Origin of the sequence: uncultured Roseobacter sp., from assembly GCF_947495275.1 — a bacterium.
In the GTDB taxonomy this organism is placed as follows: domain Bacteria; phylum Pseudomonadota; class Alphaproteobacteria; order Rhodobacterales; family Rhodobacteraceae; genus Roseobacter.
The window spans coordinates 52,354-73,402 of sequence record NZ_CANLYL010000017.1 but is presented as its reverse complement, the minus strand read 5'-3'; the positions used below and the strand labels follow the sequence as shown (position 1 = coordinate 73,402).

Sequence of the window (21,049 nt, the reverse complement as noted above, 5' to 3'; positions counted from 1 at the left end):
TGATGACACAGCGCAAAGGCATCATTCTGGCGGGCGGCTCGGGCACACGGCTCTATCCGATCACGCTGGGGGTCTCCAAACAACTCCTGCCGATCTACGACAAGCCGATGATCTACTACCCGCTGTCGGTGCTGATGCTGGCGAATATCCGCGAGATTGCGATGATCACCACGCCCGAGGATCAGGCGCAGTTTCAGCGCATGCTGGGGGATGGGTCGCAATGGGGCATTTCGCTGACGTATATCGTGCAGCCCTCACCGGACGGGCTGGCACAGGCTTTCATTCTGGCCGAGGATTTCCTGGATGGCGCGCCCTCGGCGCTGGTGCTGGGCGATAATATCTTCTTTGGTCAGGGCCTGCCGGCCCTGATGGCTGCTGCTGATGCGCAACCGCAAGGGGCCACCGTTTTCGGCTATCAGGTGGCTGATCCGGAACGCTACGGCGTGGTGGATTTTGACGGCAACGGCATCGTGCGCGGCATCATCGAAAAACCCAAGGTACCGCCCTCGAACCACGCGGTCACCGGGCTCTACTTTGTCGATGGCACGGCCCCCGCCAAGGCGCGGCAGGTCAAACCCTCCGCCCGCGGCGAAGTAGAAATCACCACTCTGCTGGAGATGTATCTGGCCGAGAAAACCCTGACCGTGCAGCGCATGGGCCGCGGCTATGCCTGGCTCGACACCGGCACCCACGGCAGCCTGCTGGATGCGGGTAACTTCGTGCGCACCATTGAAAAACGTCAGGGTCAGCAGATCGGCAGCCCTGAAGAGATCGCTTTCGAGCTGGGCTGGATCAGCCGCGAAGACCTGCACCGCGAAGCGGAAAAATATGCCAAGAATGACTATGGCACCTATTTGAGCAAGCTCTAACAAGGTCGGAAACACATCATGTCTGTCAAATTTGGCACAAGCGGTCTGCGCGGGTTGGTCACGAGCATGACCCCCGATTTGATCACGGCCCATGTGCAGGCCTTTCTGGCCGCCTGTGATACCGGCGGTGTGCTTTGTGTCGGTCGGGACCTGCGACCTTCTTCACCCCGCATTGCGGATGACGTGATTGCCGCCGCCCGGGCCGCAGGAGCCCATGTGATCGATTGTGGCGAGGTGCCCACACCGGCGCTGGCGCTGGCTGCACAGGCGGTGGACGGCGGCGCGGTGATGGTCACAGGCAGCCATATCCCGGCAGATCGTAACGGGCTGAAATTCTATGTCCGCTCCGGTGAGATCAGCAAGACTGATGAGGTCGCGATCCTGGCGCATCTTGGGCAAGTCCCTGCACCCGACACCGCCGCTGGCGCGCTGGAACAAGACGGTACAGCCAATGATCGCTACATCGCGCGCTATGTGCAGGCCTTCGGAACGGACGCTCTGACCGGTCAACGCATCGGGCTTTACGCCCATAGTGCCGTGGGCCGGGATGTTCTGGCGCGGATTCTGACCGCACTTGGCGCTGAGGTCATTGAACTGGGCCGCTCGGAGAGTTTCATCCCCGTGGATACCGAAGCGGTGGACCCAACCGTGCGCGACCAGATCAGGCTCTGGGTCGCGGAACACGGGTTGGATGCGCTGGTTTCTACGGATGGCGATTCAGACCGCCCGCTGCTGGCCGATGAGAGCGGGCGCGTGATCCCCGGTGACATCCTGGGCCAGATCACCGCGGAAACCCTGGGGGCCGAGGTCATTGCAACACCGATCTCGTCGAACAGCGGGGTGACAATGAAAAACTTCAGAGAGGTACATCTGACGCAGATCGGCTCGCCTTATGTCATCGCGGCAATGGAGGCGACCGAAGGGGCCGTCGTGGGCTATGAGGCCAATGGTGGTTTCCTGCTGGGGTTCGAAGCACGAGGACCTGCGGGCGTGCTGGCACCGCTGGTCACACGCGACTGCACCCTGCCCATCCTGACCGTGCTCTATGCCAGCCGCGACGGAGGCATCGCCACCCGCGTGGCCCAGGAGCCCCCCATCGTCACGGTCGCCGATCGGTTACAGAACATAGAACAGGCAAAAAGCCGCGCGTTGCTAGAGACCTGGCAGCAAAACCCCGCCGTCTTTCTGGAACCTCTCGGCAAGGAAGAACGCAGCTACGATTTGACGGACGGCTTGCGCATAACCCTGACCGACGACAACGTGATCCATGTCCGCCCTTCCGGCAATGCCCCTGAATTGCGGCTCTATATAGAGGCAAAAGACCCTCATTCAGCGGAAAGACTGCTGACTCTGACGTTAGAGCGCCTCAGACAGGCGTGTAAATCTTCGCAGTAAAATCTAGGCGGGTAGTGCAAACTGCCTACCCTACGTCTCCCTTCGGCTTGGAGACCCTCAGCCTATGCGAAAAGCAGGGTGGTCATCACGTTTAAAGTGGCCTAGAAGGGCGCAAAAAACGGGAATTGTATCACACAAAACCCGCATAGGGCGAGCACGGTTATAGGTAGAAGTATATGATGCTTCGAACCAGCATTTAATGATCAATAACTTGGAACAGAAACAAATGCGTGCGAACCCGGCATATAGGTTTAAAAGGGAACTTAAACGCCTCGTACAGCATATGAGAAATCCACTGATCCCTGCAAACAAATTAAAAAGAGAGCTTTTGCGCATCGGCTGGCAGATCATTAACCTTCCTCCGTTTGTCATCTCTTACCTTTTCGCAACGCCCTATTACGATCTGGTGCTGGCAAAGAAACGCAAAACGCTGGACGGCAAAGCCGCCCCGAAGAGCCGGATTGCAATATATCTGTTCTATCCCCGAAAAGGCCTACAGAAGTCTCACCTGCGGGCCATAGACTATCTTGCACAGTCGGGATACGCACCACTTGTGATCTGCAATGCCACCTTGGACGGCGTAGAACTTCGCAAAGTCCTTGATCGGTGCTGGCGGTATATCGAGCGCCCTAATTTTGGCTACGATTTTGGTGGTTATCGCGATGGCATACTGTCCATAGAAGCCCAGCTGGGCTCACTGGAAAGGCTGATTCTGACAAACGATTCTACTTGGTTTCCACTGCCGGGCGCGATGGACTGGATCGGGGCGTCCGAAACCTTGAATGTTGACTACGCCGGTGCCGCCTGGGCTTGGGCTGTAAAACACGAAGATCCTAAAAACTTCGAAAAAATTCAATGGGCTGTCGATAAGGACAGACGCAACTTTCACTACGCATCTTACGCACTAAACATTGCTGCCCCAATTTTGAACACGAAAAAATTCTATAGGTTCTGGAAAAATTTCCGCCTGACGAATGAAAAAAACAGAACTGTAAGACGGGGTGAAATCGGCCTGACAGCCTGGGTGAAAAAGCACGGGTTCAGTCATGGCGCCACGACGGAGTTGGTAGAAATCAGTCAGCTCCTAAGCATAAAGAGCGATGACGAGATTCTGGGCCTGATTAAAAACCTGATCTTCGTGACGGATCCCAAAATGAAAGAGGTCACAGAAGCTTTTCTGTCGGAGGCACAAGCGTCGAAAACCTTTCCAAGAGAGCTTGCGGAGCGGCTGATTGCCAACGCTGTGGCCCGTCAGGGAATGTCCTATTCGATCATGAGCGAATTGATCGAAAACCATGGATTTGCCTTCATGAAAAAATCCCCGGCATTCCGCAGCGATGGCACGGATATTGTCGTAAAGAGCATTCTTGAAAAGACGGACCCTGTTTTTCGGGAAGAAGTACTTCTTGAGATCGAAACCCTCCAATGAGACATGGCTAACCATGTTCAGCAGGTAACCTCAAAACTTGCCTCGGTTGCGCTTGCTCAAAGGGAAGTCGAGGACTATCAATCTCACGCGTTCTCGTTTTGAGCGAGAGAAGAGCGCTCGGCGGATCATATGCGCAGCAGCTTCTCAGAAAATCTTAAATTAGCGACTAAGGAGAAAGAATGTGACCTCAGACCGTGATTATGACGCTGAGTTCAAGGATACGGCGGATCACCGCTACGCCTACAATTTCGACTTTGATGTGATGCATAAATACATGGTGCGGTCATTTGAGTCATTTTTTAGACCGGGGTCAGTGTTAGAACTTGGCAGCTTCAAAGGAGACTTCACGCGCCGCTTACTGCCGTATTTTGACGACATCACATGTGTCGAGGCTTCTGGAGAAGCAATTGGCGAAGCGCGAGCTACAATGTCTCAAAGTATTGATTTCCATCAGGGTATGTTTGAAACAATTGACCTGCCCAAGCGCTACGATCACATCGTATTGACTCATGTGCTGGAGCATCTGGACGACCCGGTCGCAGTCATGCAGCGCATCAATACTGAATGGCTAGCCAAGGACGGGCGTTTCTTTCTGGTTTGTCCGAATGCCAACGCACCGTCTCGTCAAATTGCCGTAAAGATGGGGCTCATTTCTCATAATGCGGCAATCACGCCCGCAGAAAAAGCCCACGGGCACCGCATCACCTACAGCCTTGATACTTTGGAGCGTGATGCTATCGCCGCCGGTCTGAAAGTCGTGCATCGTTCTGGTATCTTCTTCAAAGCACTTGCTAATTTTCAATGGGATCAGCTACTGAATACCGACATTATCTCGGATGAATACCTCGAAGGCTGTTTTATGTTAGGGCAGCAATACCCGGACCTGTGTTCCAGTATTTTTCTGGTATGCGAGGCCGGTGAATGAGCAACGCAAAGGCCGCGATCAAATCTCGTAAAATCTCTGTCGTTGTTGCCGTTTATCAAAACGAGGGCTCTCTGACTGAAACGCATACGCAAATCAGCGCTCTGTTTGACGGCCCTCTCAAAGGCCATGAACTCGAAATGGTCTTTGTCAATGATGGCTCCAGTGATGGGTCACTCGACGAATTGCTCCGTATTCGCAAAACCGACCCTGCAGTCAAAGTGATCTCTTTCACCCGAAATTTCGGCCAGATGGCGGCAATGCTGGCAGGATTTTCTGAGGCCAGTGGCGAGGCCGTGATCAACATATCAGCCGATCTGCAGGATCCGATAGATCTGATCCCCGAGATGGTTTCGCAGTGGCAAAGTGGGGCGGAAATTGTCGTGTGTTACCGTACCAACCGATCTGACCCGGTGGCAGCCAAGGCGTTTTCCTGGCTGGCCTATAGTATGCTGCGCATGGCTGTGCCGCAGATTCCAAGCGGCGGGTTCGACTACGTACTGATGGACCGTGTCGCTATGGATCAGTTTAATGCGATGGATACCCGGCACCGTTTCTTTCAGGGTGATCTGCTCTGGCCCGGCTACCGAACCAATTTTATTCCCTATGAAAGGCGCCAGCGCACGATCGGCAAGTCTCAGTATAACTTTGGCAAGAAGTTGAAAAACTTTACAGATGCAATGTTGGACTCCTCGTTTCTGCCGATTCGAGCCATCTCGCTTCTAGGTATTTTCACCAGTTTCATGGGCGTGATCTATTCCATATCCATCCTGTTAGCGTGGTTTCGGGGGGCAACGCCCTTTGAAGGCTGGGCCCCATTGATGATGGTAATCCTGATTATCGGCGGCCTCATCATGGTCATGTTGGGTGTGATTGGCGAATATGTCTGGCGCATCAATGAAGAGGTTCGCAAGAGGCCTAATTACGTCATCCGAGATAAATTTTCATGAGGCAAGTAAGTGGCGACAAAGCCAATAGTATTGGCATAGCTTCTTTCGAGACGGTGCCAGCTTTCTCAACGAATTTCTTGATGTTTTACTCAAGACTGCCTGCTGAGTTCTCTTGACCGGAAGGATCGAAATACTACGCTATCTTGTAGTGGGTGGGATCAATTTCGTTTTCACCTTTCTGGTGTTCACCACAGCGCTGAAGGTGTTAAGTATTGGTTATGCGGCAGCGCTTCTCCTCTCCTGGTTCGCCGGAAATATCCTGACCTATACGCTTAACTTCCTTTGGGTATTCAGACCTGAAGCAAAGCTGTCATTTCGTGGCAGGTTCTTTAAATATTTGACCGCTGGCTCCCTCTCAATTAGCCTTAATCTGGCGGGGTTGACGGCTCTTGTGGAAATCGGGGGGTTTGATCCGTTCTGGTCACAGGTCTTGATCATGCCCTTCGTTATTGTCTTCAATTTCACCACCGCAAAATTCTGGTCTCTGCGCAAAGACGAGGCGCAGCGATGACCTCCCCGGAAGGGCGTGGCCAGCGCATAGTATCTTGGGTGGCGATCCTGTGTTGCCTCAGCCTTGTTGCTGGTGTGATCTGGGCGTCGAACCGCGCGCTGGAGCTTACGGACGAAGCCTATTACCTACTGTCCGCAATCCACCCGGAACACGTTCGGTTCTATATCTCGGCGCAACACTGGATACTCGCGCCCTTATGGGATCTCACTGAAAGCTTACAGGGGTTCCGGCTAACGGGCGCGGTGTTACTCCTTGGAACCGCTTCAATCCTGGGTATGGGGGCGGCAAGAACTCTTGCACAGCTGACCGACCGAACTGCCACGCCCTTGGCGTCACTGGCGGCGGCGGCGGCTGGCGGTGTGGGTGCACTGCTTTATGTGGCGACGATCGCACCCTCTCCCAGCTACAATCTGCTGGCATCGGCAGGTGCCTATGGTGGTCTGGGTTGCACCTTACTCGCTCTGGGACGCCGTCCTCTGATCCCAAGCCTTTTGCTGTGCCTTCTTGCTGGGCTGTGTCTGGCTGTATGTTTTGCGAACAAGCCCTCAGCAGGCATCTGCAGTGCCCTTATAGTCTGCGTTTTGGTTTTGGGTCTCGAGGTTGGTGGACGCAAATGGACCTGCATATTGACCGGGCTGATCGGTGTATTGGCAGCACTTGCCGGTCTGGTCGTCATCCAGCCAACTGAACCCTCGGTGCAGGAAAGTTTCCGCGGCGGATTAGAATTATTTCGGATGGTACAAACCGAACCGGTTGGTGCTCGTCTTATTCGGTATGCAACTTCACTCGTTACCTCCACGGGAAAAGCTTTGATCTCATTCTGGCCAGTGATGACATTAACCGCAGCGTTGATGCTGCATCCGCGGCGTTGGTTGGCCATCTTGACGCTTTGTGTCTTGGTGCTGAACATCATTCTGGAAAAGAATTACCTCGCTGGCATGACCAGCCAATTCCAAATGGCTGAGGCCCTTTATGCCCTCTTTATTCTCTTAGTTATGATCAGCTTTCGCGCTTGGTCCGTCAACTCCAGGATCGCCCTGCTTTTTGTCAGCCTATTGATTTTGCCCTTCGGCATAACCGTGGGAACCGGGAATTCGCTTTTCACACAAATCATCATATCGTTGGCGCCCTGGACAATTGTCGCGGCCCTTCTGAGTTGGATGAGTGCCCAAAGTGACGCACTGCGTCTGTTACAACATGGACTGACAGCCGTATTTCTGATTTTGGTATCGGCGCAAGTTACCAGCAGCTACCTGCGTGAGCCCTACCACTTGCAGGAGCCATTGATTGCTCAGACGAGGCCGGTTTCCGTGGGGCCGTTGGGAACAGTGAAAGTCGACAAAGCCACCGCTCAGTTACTAAGCGACATTGAGAAAGCCAAAAGGACCTGTTCAATTGAACCCGGGGCTCAATTTTTGGGTCTTTTCAATGTTCCGGGATTGGCGTTGGTCTTTGAAGCAATACCGCCCATATCTCCATGGCTGAACAACTCAGCACAGGCCTCAACAGTTTTGCAATACTGGAACCCCGAGACAGCGGCGCGTGTTGTCACCGTGCTGGCGCCCGAAGCGCACATAGATATGTCGACACTGCCAGAGCGACTGCGTCCTGAACCAAATGGCTATGTGTTTTGTGGCACCTCAGAGATCCCATATGAAAATCGGAAGATCGAAATCTGGGCTTCTCCAATCCCACTCAGATGAGGCCCAACGCCTTTAGTACAAAGTCTTGACCTTGTCGGCCAAGCACGACAATCATCCAAATTCCCGACCCTATCATTCAAAAACAGCCTATCTTCCAAAATATTGCTCGTTTGTTGACAACAATGGGCTGATCCAAACAACGGAACAAAAACAGATATGGTTCGACTTTTTAAACGCCACAGGCCTGAGCCAGTAGTGGAAATATCACAGACACAACGCCTGTTTGACATCCTTAAATCACTTAGTCTGACGCCCACGCATATTGTCGATGTCAGCGCAAACCATGGCAATTGGAGCCGCGCCGCACTTACCGCCTTCCCAACCGCCAAGCTGAGCGTGTTTGAGCCGCAAAAACAACTGGCCGAAAAACACACTGATCTTGCTCAGAACGAACGTGTTGCACTGCATTACAAAGGGTTGGGTGATTTTGATGGCTCAGCGCCTTTTACATTTCACCCCCGGGACGACAGTTCTAGCTTTCTCTACAGTGCAAGTGAGGCTTCGGCACAAGGGTATGAGCAAAACGAAGTCGAGATATGCAAGCTCGATACCGCCATGGCTGCTTCTGAATTCGGGATGCCGGAAATTGTCAAAATCGACGCCGAAGGGCTGGATCTGAAGGTGCTAGATGGCGCGCCCGAAACAATTTCCAAGGCCCAGGTTATCTTGATTGAGGCGACCGTGGCATGTCCAGAGTACCCAAACACAGCTGCCATCGTATTTCAGAAAATGGACGCGTTGGGTTTTCGCCTCTTCGACATTACGGATCTGAACCGAACTCCTGAACGTGGTATACTCTGGCTCATTGAAGCTGTTTTCATCCGTAAAGGATCCTCTCTTGATACTGCCGCGACGGTCTATAAATAATCGCTTCGAGAGGTACCCATATGCCACTCCCTCTCCGGGACAGATCATTTTCTGATGATGAACCGATCAAGTTGTCTATTTGCTCAATCGCCTTCAATCACCGTTCCTTTATCGAAGAGTGCCTCGAAGGTTTCCTGGATCAAGTTTGCGATTTTCGCGTGGAAATTGTAATCTATGATGATGCGTCAACAGATGGTACTGCGGAGATCATCCGTAGCTATGAGAAGCAATATCCAACCATTATCCGCACAATTTTACAAAAAGACAATCTGTATTCTAAGGGCGTAAACCCTTACTATGGTTACGTTATTCCTGCTGCGCGTGGTGATTATCTCGCGTTTTGCGATGGGGATGATTTCTGGAGTGATCCGAACAAGCTTGCACGGCAGGTAGCGGTTCTGGAAGCAGAGCCAGATACAGCTCTGACATATGGACGTGTTCAGGCGATTACCGACGAGGGTGTGATTGCGGATTACAAAGGGGGTGCCGAATGCGATTTGACCTCCTCTGAACTGAAAGCAGCCCCATCTCTCAACACGCTCACGGCCTGCTTCAGAAATATTTTCCGCGATGCCCCTCCATCGTTGTTTGTGCGTACCTCAACAATCGGAGACCTGACGGTCTGGGCAATGTTGGGGTATCACGGAGGGGGGCGCTTTCTACCAGATCTGCCACCTGCAAATTATCGGATCCACGCAAGTGGGCTCATTTCCATGCAAAACCGTGAGCGTCAGTTGTTCATGACCGCGCTCACCCATTTTCACCTTGCGGCCTTTCATCACGAACAAGCTGACGAAATAGCGCGTCAGATTTCGATTAAATCCACGCTTGAATACTACAATCAACTCGGCTTTGAGACCGTCGTGAGTGAGACGGCAGCGGATCAGCCCCCAAAAACTCTCTTCAAGTTATGGCGCCGCGCAGTCAAACGCCAGCTTCGGGAAAAATTTAAAATGAATAAAACCTCGTAGAACAGGAGGCGACACCTGTTAAGCAGTACACAAAAAAACAGAACGAAACTAATAACAGATCATCTGCGCATAGGTGGGTTCGGCTTTGTTCTCGAGGGAACCTCCTAACAAGCGTAGATCCTCTCACGACACCCAGTCTTGGTCTGGTATAATCCAGGCAAAGACCCTACCACTGCCTGAAAAGGCCACTTAAGGTTGCAGTGCCATATCGTGCAAATATTGGAAGGGCGATTTTAAACCATGAACGATGATATTTTCGTCACAAAGCCCTACCTGCCGCCTCTGGAAGACTTCACGCCTTATCTGCAGGAAATCTGGGACAGCGGCATTTTATCGAACTGCGGTCCCTTTCATGTGGAACTTGAAAAGCAGTTGGCTGCATATCTTGGCATACCCTTTATCTCTCTGTTCAACAATGGAACGATCGCTCTTGTGACAGCACTGCAAGCCCTTGGAGCAGAGGGAGAAGTGATCACGACACCGTTTTCTTTTGTCGCAACCTCTCATGCTGTGCTGTGGAACCGGCTGACACCTGTGTTTGCTGATATTGAGGCTAACAGCCTTAACTTAGACCCGGAAAAAGTTGAGGCGGCGATTACCCCTCAAACGACCGCAATCCTGCCCGTACACTGCTACGGAAACCCGGCACGTGTGGAAGCTTTTGCAGATATCGCCAAGCGCCATAATCTCAAACTTATCTATGATGCTTCTCATGCCTTTGGTGTGCAAGACGCGCAGGGCAGCATCCTGAGCCATGGCGATCTGTCCACACTCAGCCTGCATGCGACAAAGGTCTTTAATACCTTTGAAGGTGGTGCCATCGTTTGTCAGACACCGGAGATGAAGGACAATATCGACAAGCTCAAGAATTTTGGCCATGAAGGTGAAACAAGCGTCGTGGCAACGGGCATTAATGGCAAGATGAGCGAGATCAACTGCGCATTTGGTCTGTTGCAACTCAAGCATATCGATCATGCCATTCAGCGGCGGGCAAACATCAGCAAAGCGTATCGCGCGGCAATAGACACAATTGAAGGGCTTGAATATCTGGATCCAAGCCTCGGTGGAGCCAGATCAAACCATGCGTATTTCCCGATACTGGTAGGCCCCGAGTATACAATCTCACGAGATGATCTGTACCACCAGATGAAAGCACGCGGTGTTCATCCCAGACGCTACTTCTATCCACTGATCACCGAATTCGACATGTATAGGGATTTGCCCAGTGCAAACCCGGATCTGCTGCCGGTCGCAACAGAGAAGGCAAACCAAATTCTCTGCCTACCGATATATCCCGACCTTGACGATATTTCTCTGGCACGGATTATCGATCTGCTGCGCTCCCCCTAAACACGACAGAAACCCTACGACCGACAGGGCAGCTTTATGCGAACCGCGATCATGCAACCCTACTTTCTGCCTTATCTGGGATACTTCCAGCTAATCGCAGCTTCAGACATTTTCGTTGTCTACGACACAATCCAGCACACCAAAAAGGGTTGGATCAACCGCAACCAAATGCTGCGCAATGGCGAAGCGGTAATTTTTTCAATTCCTCTGAAAAAGGATTCCGATTTTCTACATGTCGCAGACCGGTACCTGTCTGATGCATTTGAACCGCAAAAGCTCTGCAATCAGATTGAAGGAGCTTACCGAAAGGCGCCTCATTTTTCTCAAACAATGCCTCTGATAGAGACAATTGTGCATTTTCAGACCGAAAATCTTTTTGAGTTCATTTATCATTCTATATGTCACTGCTGTGAGCATCTTGGGATCACAACAGCCTTGCGGATTTCATCAGACGTCGAGAACGGAGTGTCGGATTTACGTAATGCAGACAGGGTGATCGACATCTGCAAACGGGTGGGAGCCACCGAATACATCAATCCTCCAGGCGGCAGAAATCTATACGCGGCCGGAGATTTCAACGCTCAAGGGCTCAAACTGCGCTTCCTGCAGCCGCATCTGCCAACCTATGCGCAATTTGGCCGTCCATTTGTCCCGTCATTATCCATTCTGGATGTCATGATGTTCAATTCCATCGACCAGATTTCAACCACATTTCTGAAGGAATACGACCTTGTCGACTGATGATGCCGCTACTACCTTCGAATGGGAAAAAATGGGCAAGGTTTTTGACCCTAAAAATACGCAGGACCGGCCCTGGCTGCAGGAGTTCGCGCAAGCCCCAGCGACCCTTATGTTTGATAACTTCGTGCGCGTCTATTTCTCATGTAGGCCGCCTGCAGATGCCTCTGGTCAATATGTCAGCTATTCCGCTTACGTCGATCTCGACCGCACAGACCTGACCCGGGTGCTACACGTGGCGGAGCAGCCAATCCTTTCTTTGGGCGCGCTTGGGACATTCGATGAATTCGGCACCTATCCGGTCTCGATCATTCGCCATGGCGACAAGATACGCGCCTATTACGCAGGTTGGACCCGCTGCGCCTCTGTTCCTTTCAACGTGGCTATTGGCTGTGCTGAAAGCGACGATGACGGCAAGACGTTCAAGCGACTGGGCCCGGGCCCGGTCATTCCCTATTCATTGGACGAGCCTTTCGTGATGAGCGGCCCGAAAATTCGAAAATTTGGCGATACATGGCACCTGTTCTATATTGCTGGGAAGTCTTGGAAAATGGTGCAAGGGCGTCCTGAGCCTGTTTACCGCATCCGCATGGCTTCCTCACCAGATGGAATTGTCTGGACAAAACTCGGCAAAGATCTGATCGAGACTGTAGTCGAAGAAGACGAGGCGCAGGCCAGCCCGGATGTCTTCCGGGCAAATGGCCAATACCACATGTTCTTTTGCTACCGCTACAGCGAAGGTTACAGAAGCCATGAAAAGGGCTACCGCATCGGGTATGCCTTCAGCAACGATCTGGTGACTTGGACACGAGATGACGCCCGTATAGGTATCACCGTCTCTGCCACAGGTTGGGACAGCGAGATGGTGAGTTACCCACATGTCTTCAGCCTCGATGGCAGCGTCTATATGGCTTATTTGGGCAATGGTGTCGGACGCGAAGGCTTTGGGATGGCGCGACTGACATCACATGAGAGTTGGACGCGCTGAGATGATCAAAACAAAACTTGGCAAAGTATTTGATCCGACGGAACATGTGCTGCCGCAGAATTGCAAAGAGTTTGCGCAAAGTCCGCAAACACTGGAGTTTGACGACTTCGTTCGGGTCTACTTTTCCACCCGCGCTGTTGATCCGGGTGCGCAGACTTTTCGCAGCCATATGGCATTCGTGGACATGCACAAGGATTTCTCCGCCGTGCTACGCGTCTCGACACAAGCCGTCTTGCCGTTAGGCGGGTTAGGCACCTTTGACGAACACGGAATTTTCCCGATGAACGTTCTGCGTCATCAAGGGCAGGTCTGGGGATACACATGCGGGTGGAACAGGCGCAAATCGGTTTCTGTTGATACAGCCATTGGTCTGGTGGTGAGCCATGACGAAGGCGCAACCTTCACGCGGCTCGGATTGGGTCCCATCCTTGGTCCCTCTCTGAACGAGCCATTTCTGGTGGGCGACGCCTTTGTCATCAAGGCAAATGGTATGTTTCATATGTGGTATATGTTCGGGCAACGCTGGAAACGCGAAACTGAAACTGCCGCTCCTGATCGCGTCTATAAGATCGGCCATGCGACATCGACAGATGGCATCAACTGGGTCAAAGAAGACGGGGTGCAGATTTTGCCGGATCGCCTAGGGGTTGATGAATGCCAAGCATTGCCAAGCATCATTTCTTTTGATGGCAAATACCACATGGTCTTCTGTTACCGCGACGTACATGGCTTTCGTACAGACCCCTCGAAAGCTTATAGGATGGGCTATGCGACGTCGACTGATCTAACAACATGGGCGCGTGATGATGACGCTCTCGGGTTCCACACACAGGCCGGGGAATGGGACGCAGATATGCAATGCTACCCGCATCTGGCTGTTTTGTCGGGCGTGCCCTATCTGCTTTACAACGGAAATGCTTTTGGCAGATTTGGGTTTGGTGCGGCCGAACTGATACTGGCATGACACTGAGATTTACCACAGATCACGCCAACACACAGGATATAGCACGCCATCTTGAGATCTGTGACCAGGCCTTTCACCCACCATTGAGCAGCCGGGTCAATCTATCTGAATACGCGTATAAACTGACAAAGAATGCCATACGATTTGAAGCATGGTTTGAGCACGATCTGATTGGTCTGGTTGCCATATACTGCAACGCCACCGATCGGGTTTCTGCCTTCGTTTCAAATGTCAGCGTGGTGCCCGCCTTTGCCGGGCGCGGTATCGCTAAACAGTTGATGGCAACATGTATCGGCCACGCGCGCAGCTTGAACTTCAGTAGGATATCACTCGAAGTAGCTCCCGCTGCAGTCGCCGCTTTACGACTCTATGAGGGATTGGGTTTCCAGCGGGAAACTTCCAACATCACTCCACAAGAACCCATAGCTCTTACATTACGCATAGGATAGAGCGGCGACCCATCGTGAAACGACCTGCTTGGTTTACGCACGGTAGAAAGTCTACTCGGCAGTACTGAACTGCCTGTCATAGAGCGTGCGGAACAAACCGTTCTGAGACAGCAATTCGCTTTGGCTGCCTTCCTCCACCACCTCACCTTCTTTCACAACAACGATCTTATCTGCGCTCAGAATGGTAGACAGCCTGTGTGCGATGACAATCGTTGTGCGACCTCTGGACAGTTTCTGCAAAGCCTCATTCACCAAATACTCAGATTCAGAGTCCAACGCGCTGGTAGCCTCATCCATTATCAGGATTGGGCTATCGCGCAGAATCGCGCGCGCAATGGCAATGCGCTGACGTTGGCCGCCCGACAGATTACCACCGTTTTCACCTACGTCAGTATCGTATTGCTGAGGCATACGCTGAATGAAGCCATGGGCGTTGGCGGCACTAGCCGCCGCAATGATTTCTTCGTCGGTTGCACTTTCGCGCCCCATCGCAATGTTCTGTTTCAAAGTGCCGTCGAACAGAAAGGTCTCCTGGCCAACAAAGGCGATCTTGTCCCTGAGCGAGGCAAAGGTGGCCTGCCGCAAGTCGAAACCGTCAATCTCGATCCGACCGCCGACTGGGTCGTACAGCCGCAGAATCAAGTTAATGATCGTTGATTTACCCCCCCCCGATGGCCCTACCAGCGCAGTTGATTTTCCGGCCTCGAAAGTCACGTTCATATGGCGGAGCAGGGGACTGCCATTCTCGTAGTGGAAGCTCACGTCCTCGAATTCCACCTGCCCGGGGCCCTGCCGCAGTGGGGCCGCATCCTGCGCCTCCTTGACAGCTATTGGCGTATCGAGAATCTGATACATCATCCCCACACCGACCATGCCCGCTTCGATGCTGATGCGCATTTTGGCCAGCCGTTTCGCTGGCTCATAGGCCATCAACAGAGCGGTCACGAAAGACATCAACTCGCCCGGCGATGTTGCGTCATCACCAAAGATGCTGACCGTACTCAACGCCACAACAGCAGCGATGGCAAAACCGGAGAGGGTTTCCATTAGCGGGCTGGTGGCGCCAGATAACCGCGCCATTGCGTTCGAACGGCTCTCCACCGTGGTAATGGCTGCATTCATCCGCTCGGCCATGTGCTTTTCCAGTGCAAAGGCTTTAACCACGCGAATGCCTGTTGAGGTTTCTTGCACGACCTTAATAATCTCGGCTGCCGAGGCTAGGTTTGCCTCAACAATACTACCCACACGGCTGAGAATTTTCCGAATCCCAAGAATCGCAATTGGTCCGAAGATCAATGAAAACAGAGAGAGGGTCGGTTGCTGGTAGATCATCACAAAGATCAGTCCAATCAATGTTAGTAGGTCGCGAACAAACCCCATGATCAACGTATCAATCACACTGCGCGCCGCTGTTGCCGAAGAGGTCACGCGCATCAAAATATTGGAGGAATCAAGTGAATTGAAAAACGCGATGCCATGTTGCAGCAATCGGTCATATAACTTGCGCTGTTGGTCAGCGACAATCCTATTACCTGCGCGACTGAGGTAGACGACCTGCACATAGGTAGCGATACCTTTCACCACGAAGATCGCCGCGACCCCAGCAGCTACCGCAAAAACCGCTGCCTGGTTGCCTGACGCGACCATGGAATCGATGATGTCCTTCATGATCCAGGCAGTCAGCGCCGTAGTAATAGCAATGACCACCATAGCGACTATAGCCACACCATAATTGAATGCCTGAAGCCGCAGATTCTCGCGTAAAAGCCGCCCAAGCATCGTACTGTTTATATTGGCCTGAAGGCGCTTAATCATCGGTATACCATCCGGGTCCCGTACAGCGTACTACGTAGGGGGGATCGCTCAACCTGTAAAGGATCGCACAGGCGATACTGATCAGACATAATGTGGCCAGCCACAGGGCTTTCGGAGGCTGCTATGTCCAAAATATGGTGAGCAATATGACGATACCGCGTTGTCAGCATTCCAGATCGGAAACCCACACCCTACAAATCCCGACGCCCGATTGACGTGTAGGCGGTAAATCCAGCCTCAGAAGCGTCTTCAGCGGAATAGATGTTGCGCAGGTCGGCCATGGCCGGGATGCGCATTGTGTTGGCAAGTCGCGGCAGGTCCAGCGCCCGAAAAGCATTCCATTCGGTCAGGATGATGACCGCATCGGCCCCTTCGGCAGCCGCATAGGCGTCATCATACCATGTGACACCCGGCAACAGGGCTGCCCCCTCCTGACGTCCCTGAGGGTCCACAACCCGTACCTGGGCACCATTGCCAACCAGTGCCGGCACGATTGTCAGGGCAGGTGCCTCACGCATGTCATCGGTATTGGGTTTGAAAGTCACCCCCAGAACAGTCACGATCTTGCCATTAGGGGACCCACCGCAGAGATCGAACACTTTCTCTACCATGCGGCGCTTGATCTCCTCATTCACCTTAATAACAGTCTCTGTCAGCTGCATCGGTACGGCATGTTCCTGTCCGATGCGGGCCAATGCCCGGGTGTCTTTGGGAAAACAACTGCCGCCATATCCAGGGCCTGCATGCAGAAATTTTGACCCGATACGCCCATCTGCTCCCATGCCCTTGGAGACCGATTTTATATCGGCACCGGTGCGTTCGCATAAGCTTGCGATCTCATTGATGAAGGTGATCTTTGTGGCCAGAAAGGCGTTGGCGGCGTATTTGATCATCTCGGCACTTTCCAGATCTGTCACCATGATCGGAAAATCCCGCAGATACAGCGGACGGTAGATGGCCTGCATCACCTCTGCAGCCCGCGCGTTCTGCACCCCCACCACAATCCGGTCAGGCCGCATGAAATCATCAATCGCCGCCCCCTCACGCAGAAATTCAGGGTTCGAGGCGACATCAAATTCAGCAACGGGGTTGGCCGCTGCGATGACCTTCTCCACCTGCCGGTTGGTGCCGACAGGCACAGTGGATTTGGTAACCACCACAGCATAGTCGGACAGGGCGGTGGCGATCTCTTCAGCGGCGGTCATCACATATGTCAGATCCGCATGTCCATCACCGCGCCGGGTGGGCGTGCCAACCGCAATGAATACTGCCGAGGCGCCTTGCACAGCTTCGGTCAGACGATCGGTAAAAGACAACCGTCCCGCGTCCACGTTGCGGGCCATCAACTCATCGAGACCGGGTTCATAGATCGGGACCTCTCCAGCCTGCAGCCGGGCAAGCTTTTTGGGGTCTTTTTCAACGCAGACTACATCATGCCCGAAATCTGAAAAGCAGACGCCAGACACCAGCCCGACATACCCTGCACCGATCATTGCAATTTTCATCTGTTGCCCTGTTGCCCATCGTTTCGGCCAGCGGGGGGCCTGTCCATCAAGCTATGTACGGGCAAAACACGCGGCTGTCTGACCCGGTTGTTAGCAGGCTCCACGAAGACCCGCCAGCCATACCAAGCCAGCCCTCAAGCGGTGTTTCCCGGGACAATATCCCACAGGCGTCGAATTCCTGCCGCAATCCCATTGCAAACCCGCCCCGCAGGCTCCTAAAAGAAAGCGGTCGCACCGTGTTCTGCATCGCTGCCGGGCCAAAGAGAATGGGATGTTTATGACACAGATGATCTACCCGGTTTTATTGGCAGGCGGTTCAGGTTCACGTCTGTGGCCCTTGTCGCGGAAGAGCTATCCCAAACAATTTTCGTCTCTATTAGGGGATCAAAGCCTGTTTCAGGCCTCAGCATTACGCCTGAGCGGGACAGGATATGCGGCCCCAACCGTGGTCACAAACTCCGATTTCCGATTTATCGTCACAGAACAGCTGGCAGCGGTGGGCGTGGACCCGGGCGCAATCCTGATCGAACCTGCGGGACGCAACACGGCACCGGCAGTACTGGCCGCGGCACTGCATCTGGCGCAAACCGACCCCGACGGGTTGATGCTGGTCGCCCCGTCTGACCACGTCATCCCCGATGCAGTGGCCTTCCAGACTGCCGTGGATGTTGCCGCCCAGGCCGCCCGAAAAGGCCAGATGGTCACCTTCGGGATCACCCCTGACAGGCCGGAAACCGGCTATGGCTATCTCGAGATGGCACAAACCCCCGGGCAGGATGCTGCCATTGATCTCAAGGGCTTCGTGGAAAAACCCGATCTGGCGACGGCAGAACAGATGCTGCAAGACGGCCATTACCTCTGGAATGCGGGCATTTTTCTCTTCTCTGTGCGCACGATCCTGGAAGCGTTTGAGACCCATGCGCCACAGCTGATTTCAACGGTGACCGCAGCGGTTGAGCAGGCCCAGACCGATCTGGGTTTTTTGCGGCTGGCCCCCAAGCCCTGGGCAGAGGCGGAGGATGTCTCCATCGACTATGCGGTGATGGAGAAAGCGCAAGGGCTGGCTGTTGTGCCCTTCAGGGCCGGCTGGTCCGATCTCGGCGGTTGGGATGCGGTCTGGCGGGAAGCGGGGCCGGATGACCGCGGGGTTGCGCTGCACGGGCCTGCAACGGCCATTGACTGCGACACCACCCTGCTGCGTTCGGAGACAGAGGGACAGGTGGTTGTCGGGCTCGGTCTGGACAATATGATCGTCGTGGCCATGCCGGATGCGGTACTGGTGGCGGATAAATCCCGCGCTCAGGATGTCAAACTGGCGGTCACGGCGCTCAAGGACAAAAAGGTGGTGCAGGCAGAGACCTTCCCGCGCGACCACCGGCCCTGGGGATGGTTTGAAAGCCTCGCCATCGGAGACCGGTTTCAGGTCAAGCGCATTGTTGTGCACCCCGGAGCGGCCCTGTCCCTGCAGAGCCACCACCACCGAGCGGAGCACTGGATTGTCGTGGAAGGTACCGCCAAAGTCACGATCGACGAGGACGTGCGGCTGGTCTCGGAAAACCAGTCGGTCTACATCCCGCTCGGGGCGGTGCACCGGATGGAAAACCCCGGCAAGGTGCCGATGGTGCTGATCGAGGTTCAGACGGGGACCTATCTGGGAGAAGACGACATCATCCGTTACGAGGATGTCTACGCGCGGGATTAGCAACCGCCAGAACACTCAATAATCCATGCCGCAGAAGCGGATCGCCTGCCCTGATCTATGGTTGGCGAATGTGGGGCAATAAGGGTGAAGCGCCCCCCTCAGAACGGCGTTTTCCTGTGTTGCGGCCGCATGATGACAGAGGCTCCAGCGCAGCCACATGCGCCCACCTCAACCAAAAGTTGAATTTTTTCAAAGGCTTGACTTGCATAGCGTGTGCCGCATATGCCTTGTTAACCTTTTGTTAATTCTTTTTCACACCGGCCGTGCTCTTTGTGCGAGGTAACAGGATGATTGACTTCAAAGCCATTTTGGCCGCCGCCCTGATCAATATCGGGCTTTGTTCGGCAGCCGTGGCGGCACCCGTGACATTCACCTACCGCAGCAATGCCATTGACCTGGCAATCTTCGAGGAAGACTGGCAGCAGGCCTGGCTGGAAAGCGCCGGGCATCTGTCCCCGGCACGCCTGCAGGGCCTGCGTGCCGAGATGGTGCTGGAAGTCGATTGTGACATCAGCGGAACCCATTGGAATTGCGCTGACATTGAAGGGCGCGGCGACACCGGCAGCCTCTTTTACACATCCATCATCGATACCATCGGGGGCGTGACCCTGGCCTCCAAGAGCGGGTTTTCTGACCACGGGGTATATGCCTGGGATTTCCAGGTAGATGCGACCGGACAGGTCAGCAGCTGGCATTTTTTCGGGACGGAAACCTCGGGCATTGGGGATTTCAACCTGTCGAGCGAGGGCGATGCCTGGAACTGGGAAACCCATGGTGTGTCTTCGGGTGCCTTTTACTGCACCTATATCTACGGCTTTGATCCCGCACATACCGACGACATCTGCGCCAACGGAGAGACCGCGCCGAATATCCGCAAAAGCTTTCTGCTGGGAACCGGCACCTGGACGGTTGATCGGGGGGACACCCTTGTGACGATGCCCCTGCCCGCCGGGCTCTTGCTGATGCTGAGCGGGACCGGCGCATTTGCCTATCTACGCCGCAGACAGACGAAAAGACAGGCCTTCTCCTGACGTGCCGCCGACGCGCGCTTTAGTCCATGTAGCTTTGCACGTCTTTCGTTCTGAACGCATTCAGGACAACGCCCAGAACATTCGTATACTCCGCGACTTCCCGCTCACAGGCATCAAAATGCCCGTATCGCGTATGGTTGGCGCGTGCCACGATCAAGGCACAATCCACGTTCTTGAGAAACGCCCGCGTGTTGTCATTCACCAGAATCGAAGGCATGTCGTAGATCATGATGTCGGGGGCATAGGTCGCCTGAACAGCGTCCAGGGTTTCCCCTGTCTTGGGCGACAGCAGGATGCGCGTCGGATCCGTCTCGATCCGGTTCGAAGGGGAGATCGCGACATTCTCGCCAACCCGCACAGCCTGTTCTGCAAAGGGGGTATTCCCGGTCAGAAAATCGGAGATCGGCGCCTCGGGTGTATGGTTGAGAAAATGGCCGATCGACGGGTCCTGCAGGTCCAGATCAAAGAGCATCGCCCGCAGACCGCTTTGCCGCCCCAACCCCAACGCCAGATTACAGGCTGTCGTGGTTTTTCCGCTCTTGGGCATGGGCGAGGTGATCGCGATGCTTTTCCAGCCGTTCTGCTGCATCTGCAACAGAATCTTGGTGCGCATGATGTCGAAAGGGGTCGCCTTTTCGGAGGCTTTCTGGGTGACCACATGGTGATGCGCCAGCTTCGTTCCGGACAGCGCGATCTCCGGCAACTCGGCCCAAAGCCGTGCCTGCCGCCCTGCTATGGGTGACCCGGTCGTCGTGGAGGTGCGTGGTGCGGCAGGCGCCTGCGCGCCGGTTTCCCTGCGGGTTCGGGCCTTTTGAAGGGCGGCTTGTATTTTCTCCATATCGTCACAAATCCGTTTTTGAGGAGGAGGGGGATCTCACGCGCTTTGGTAA

19 protein-coding genes are annotated in these 21,049 nt (G+C 54.0%); 16 read left to right on the top strand and 3 right to left on the bottom strand.

The window, feature by feature from the left end; all coding sequences use genetic code 11:
• Positions 1 to 2 precede the first annotated feature (2 nt).
• The 14 genes from rfbA to Q0802_RS22030 all read left to right on the top strand — a co-directional run bounded on the left by rfbA (position 3) and on the right by Q0802_RS22030 (position 14,106).
• On the top strand, positions 3 to 869 hold the full coding sequence (rfbA, locus tag Q0802_RS22095; protein WP_298922062.1) for a glucose-1-phosphate thymidylyltransferase RfbA: 867 nt from the start codon (positions 3 to 5) through the stop codon (positions 867 to 869).
• Between the two features lie 18 nt (positions 870 to 887).
• Complete coding sequence (locus tag Q0802_RS22090) at positions 888 to 2,264, top strand: phosphomannomutase (RefSeq protein WP_298922061.1); 1,377 nt, start codon at positions 888 to 890, stop codon at positions 2,262 to 2,264.
• A gap of 211 nt (positions 2,265 to 2,475) precedes the next feature.
• Entirely contained in the window at positions 2,476 to 3,693 is a 1,218-nt protein-coding gene (locus Q0802_RS22085; RefSeq protein WP_298922060.1) for a rhamnan synthesis F family protein, read from the top strand.
• Between the two features lie 181 nt (positions 3,694 to 3,874).
• Complete coding sequence (locus tag Q0802_RS22080; RefSeq protein WP_298922058.1) at positions 3,875 to 4,618, top strand: class I SAM-dependent methyltransferase; 744 nt, start codon at positions 3,875 to 3,877, stop codon at positions 4,616 to 4,618.
• Complete coding sequence (locus Q0802_RS22075) at positions 4,615 to 5,565, top strand: glycosyltransferase family 2 protein (RefSeq protein ID WP_298922057.1); 951 nt, start codon at positions 4,615 to 4,617, stop codon at positions 5,563 to 5,565. Before Q0802_RS22080 ends, Q0802_RS22075 begins: the two co-directional genes overlap by 4 nt.
• 148 nt (positions 5,566 to 5,713) lie before the next feature.
• Positions 5,714 to 6,076, top strand: a complete 363-nt coding sequence (locus tag Q0802_RS22070) for a GtrA family protein (RefSeq protein WP_298922056.1) — start codon at positions 5,714 to 5,716, stop codon at positions 6,074 to 6,076.
• A 626-nt stretch (positions 6,077 to 6,702) separates the two neighbouring features.
• Positions 6,703 to 7,779, top strand: coding sequence for a hypothetical protein (locus Q0802_RS22065; protein ID WP_298922055.1), 1,077 nt, complete (start codon positions 6,703 to 6,705; stop codon positions 7,777 to 7,779).
• A 195-nt stretch (positions 7,780 to 7,974) separates the two neighbouring features.
• Complete coding sequence (locus tag Q0802_RS22060) at positions 7,975 to 8,646, top strand: FkbM family methyltransferase (protein ID WP_298922054.1); 672 nt, start codon at positions 7,975 to 7,977, stop codon at positions 8,644 to 8,646.
• A 20-nt stretch (positions 8,647 to 8,666) separates the two neighbouring features.
• Positions 8,667 to 9,617 carry a glycosyltransferase family A protein gene (locus Q0802_RS22055; RefSeq protein ID WP_298922053.1) on the top strand — a complete coding sequence of 317 codons (951 nt, stop codon included), beginning with the start codon at positions 8,667 to 8,669 and terminating at the stop codon, positions 9,615 to 9,617.
• Positions 9,618 to 9,857: 240 nt separating this feature from the next.
• Positions 9,858 to 10,967, top strand: a complete 1,110-nt coding sequence (locus tag Q0802_RS22050; RefSeq protein ID WP_298922052.1) for a DegT/DnrJ/EryC1/StrS family aminotransferase — start codon at positions 9,858 to 9,860, stop codon at positions 10,965 to 10,967.
• Between the two features lie 36 nt (positions 10,968 to 11,003).
• The gene (locus tag Q0802_RS22045) at positions 11,004 to 11,708 is read left to right on the top strand and encodes a WbqC family protein (protein WP_366523350.1); all 705 of its coding nucleotides are present in this window, start codon (positions 11,004 to 11,006) and stop codon (positions 11,706 to 11,708) included.
• Positions 11,698 to 12,693, top strand: coding sequence for a glycosylase (locus Q0802_RS22040; RefSeq protein ID WP_298922051.1), 996 nt, complete (start codon positions 11,698 to 11,700; stop codon positions 12,691 to 12,693). Before Q0802_RS22045 ends, Q0802_RS22040 begins: the two co-directional genes overlap by 11 nt.
• Position 12,694: 1 nt before the next feature.
• Positions 12,695 to 13,657, top strand: a complete 963-nt coding sequence (locus Q0802_RS22035) for a hypothetical protein (RefSeq protein ID WP_298922050.1) — start codon at positions 12,695 to 12,697, stop codon at positions 13,655 to 13,657.
• A complete protein-coding gene (locus tag Q0802_RS22030; RefSeq protein ID WP_298922048.1) occupies positions 13,654 to 14,106 on the top strand; it encodes a GNAT family N-acetyltransferase in 453 nt (150 codons plus the stop codon). The genes Q0802_RS22035 and Q0802_RS22030 overlap by 4 nt, the downstream gene beginning before the upstream one ends.
• A 51-nt stretch (positions 14,107 to 14,157) precedes the next feature.
• Here Q0802_RS22030 and Q0802_RS22025 read toward each other — a convergent pair whose 3' ends face one another.
• Positions 14,158 to 15,921: an ABC transporter ATP-binding protein gene (locus tag Q0802_RS22025; RefSeq protein ID WP_298922046.1), complete on the bottom strand. Its 1,764-nt coding sequence runs from the start codon at positions 15,919 to 15,921 to the stop codon at positions 14,158 to 14,160.
• A 191-nt stretch (positions 15,922 to 16,112) separates the two neighbouring features.
• Positions 16,113 to 17,426 carry a UDP-glucose/GDP-mannose dehydrogenase family protein gene (locus Q0802_RS22020; protein ID WP_298922045.1) on the bottom strand — a complete coding sequence of 438 codons (1,314 nt, stop codon included), beginning with the start codon at positions 17,424 to 17,426 and terminating at the stop codon, positions 16,113 to 16,115.
• A gap of 286 nt (positions 17,427 to 17,712) precedes the next feature.
• Here Q0802_RS22020 and Q0802_RS22015 point away from each other — a divergent pair, with 286 nt between their 5' ends.
• Both Q0802_RS22015 and Q0802_RS22010 read left to right on the top strand, forming a co-directional pair.
• Positions 17,713 to 19,128, top strand: a complete 1,416-nt coding sequence (locus Q0802_RS22015) for a mannose-1-phosphate guanylyltransferase/mannose-6-phosphate isomerase (protein ID WP_298922080.1) — start codon at positions 17,713 to 17,715, stop codon at positions 19,126 to 19,128.
• Positions 19,129 to 19,415: 287 nt separating this feature from the next.
• On the top strand, positions 19,416 to 20,159 hold the full coding sequence (locus Q0802_RS22010) for a VPLPA-CTERM sorting domain-containing protein (RefSeq protein WP_298922044.1): 744 nt from the start codon (positions 19,416 to 19,418) through the stop codon (positions 20,157 to 20,159).
• 19 nt (positions 20,160 to 20,178) lie between these two features.
• Here Q0802_RS22010 and Q0802_RS22005 read toward each other — a convergent pair whose 3' ends face one another.
• A complete protein-coding gene (locus Q0802_RS22005) occupies positions 20,179 to 20,997 on the bottom strand; it encodes a CpsD/CapB family tyrosine-protein kinase (protein WP_298922043.1) in 819 nt (272 codons plus the stop codon).
• Positions 20,998 to 21,049 lie beyond the last annotated feature (52 nt).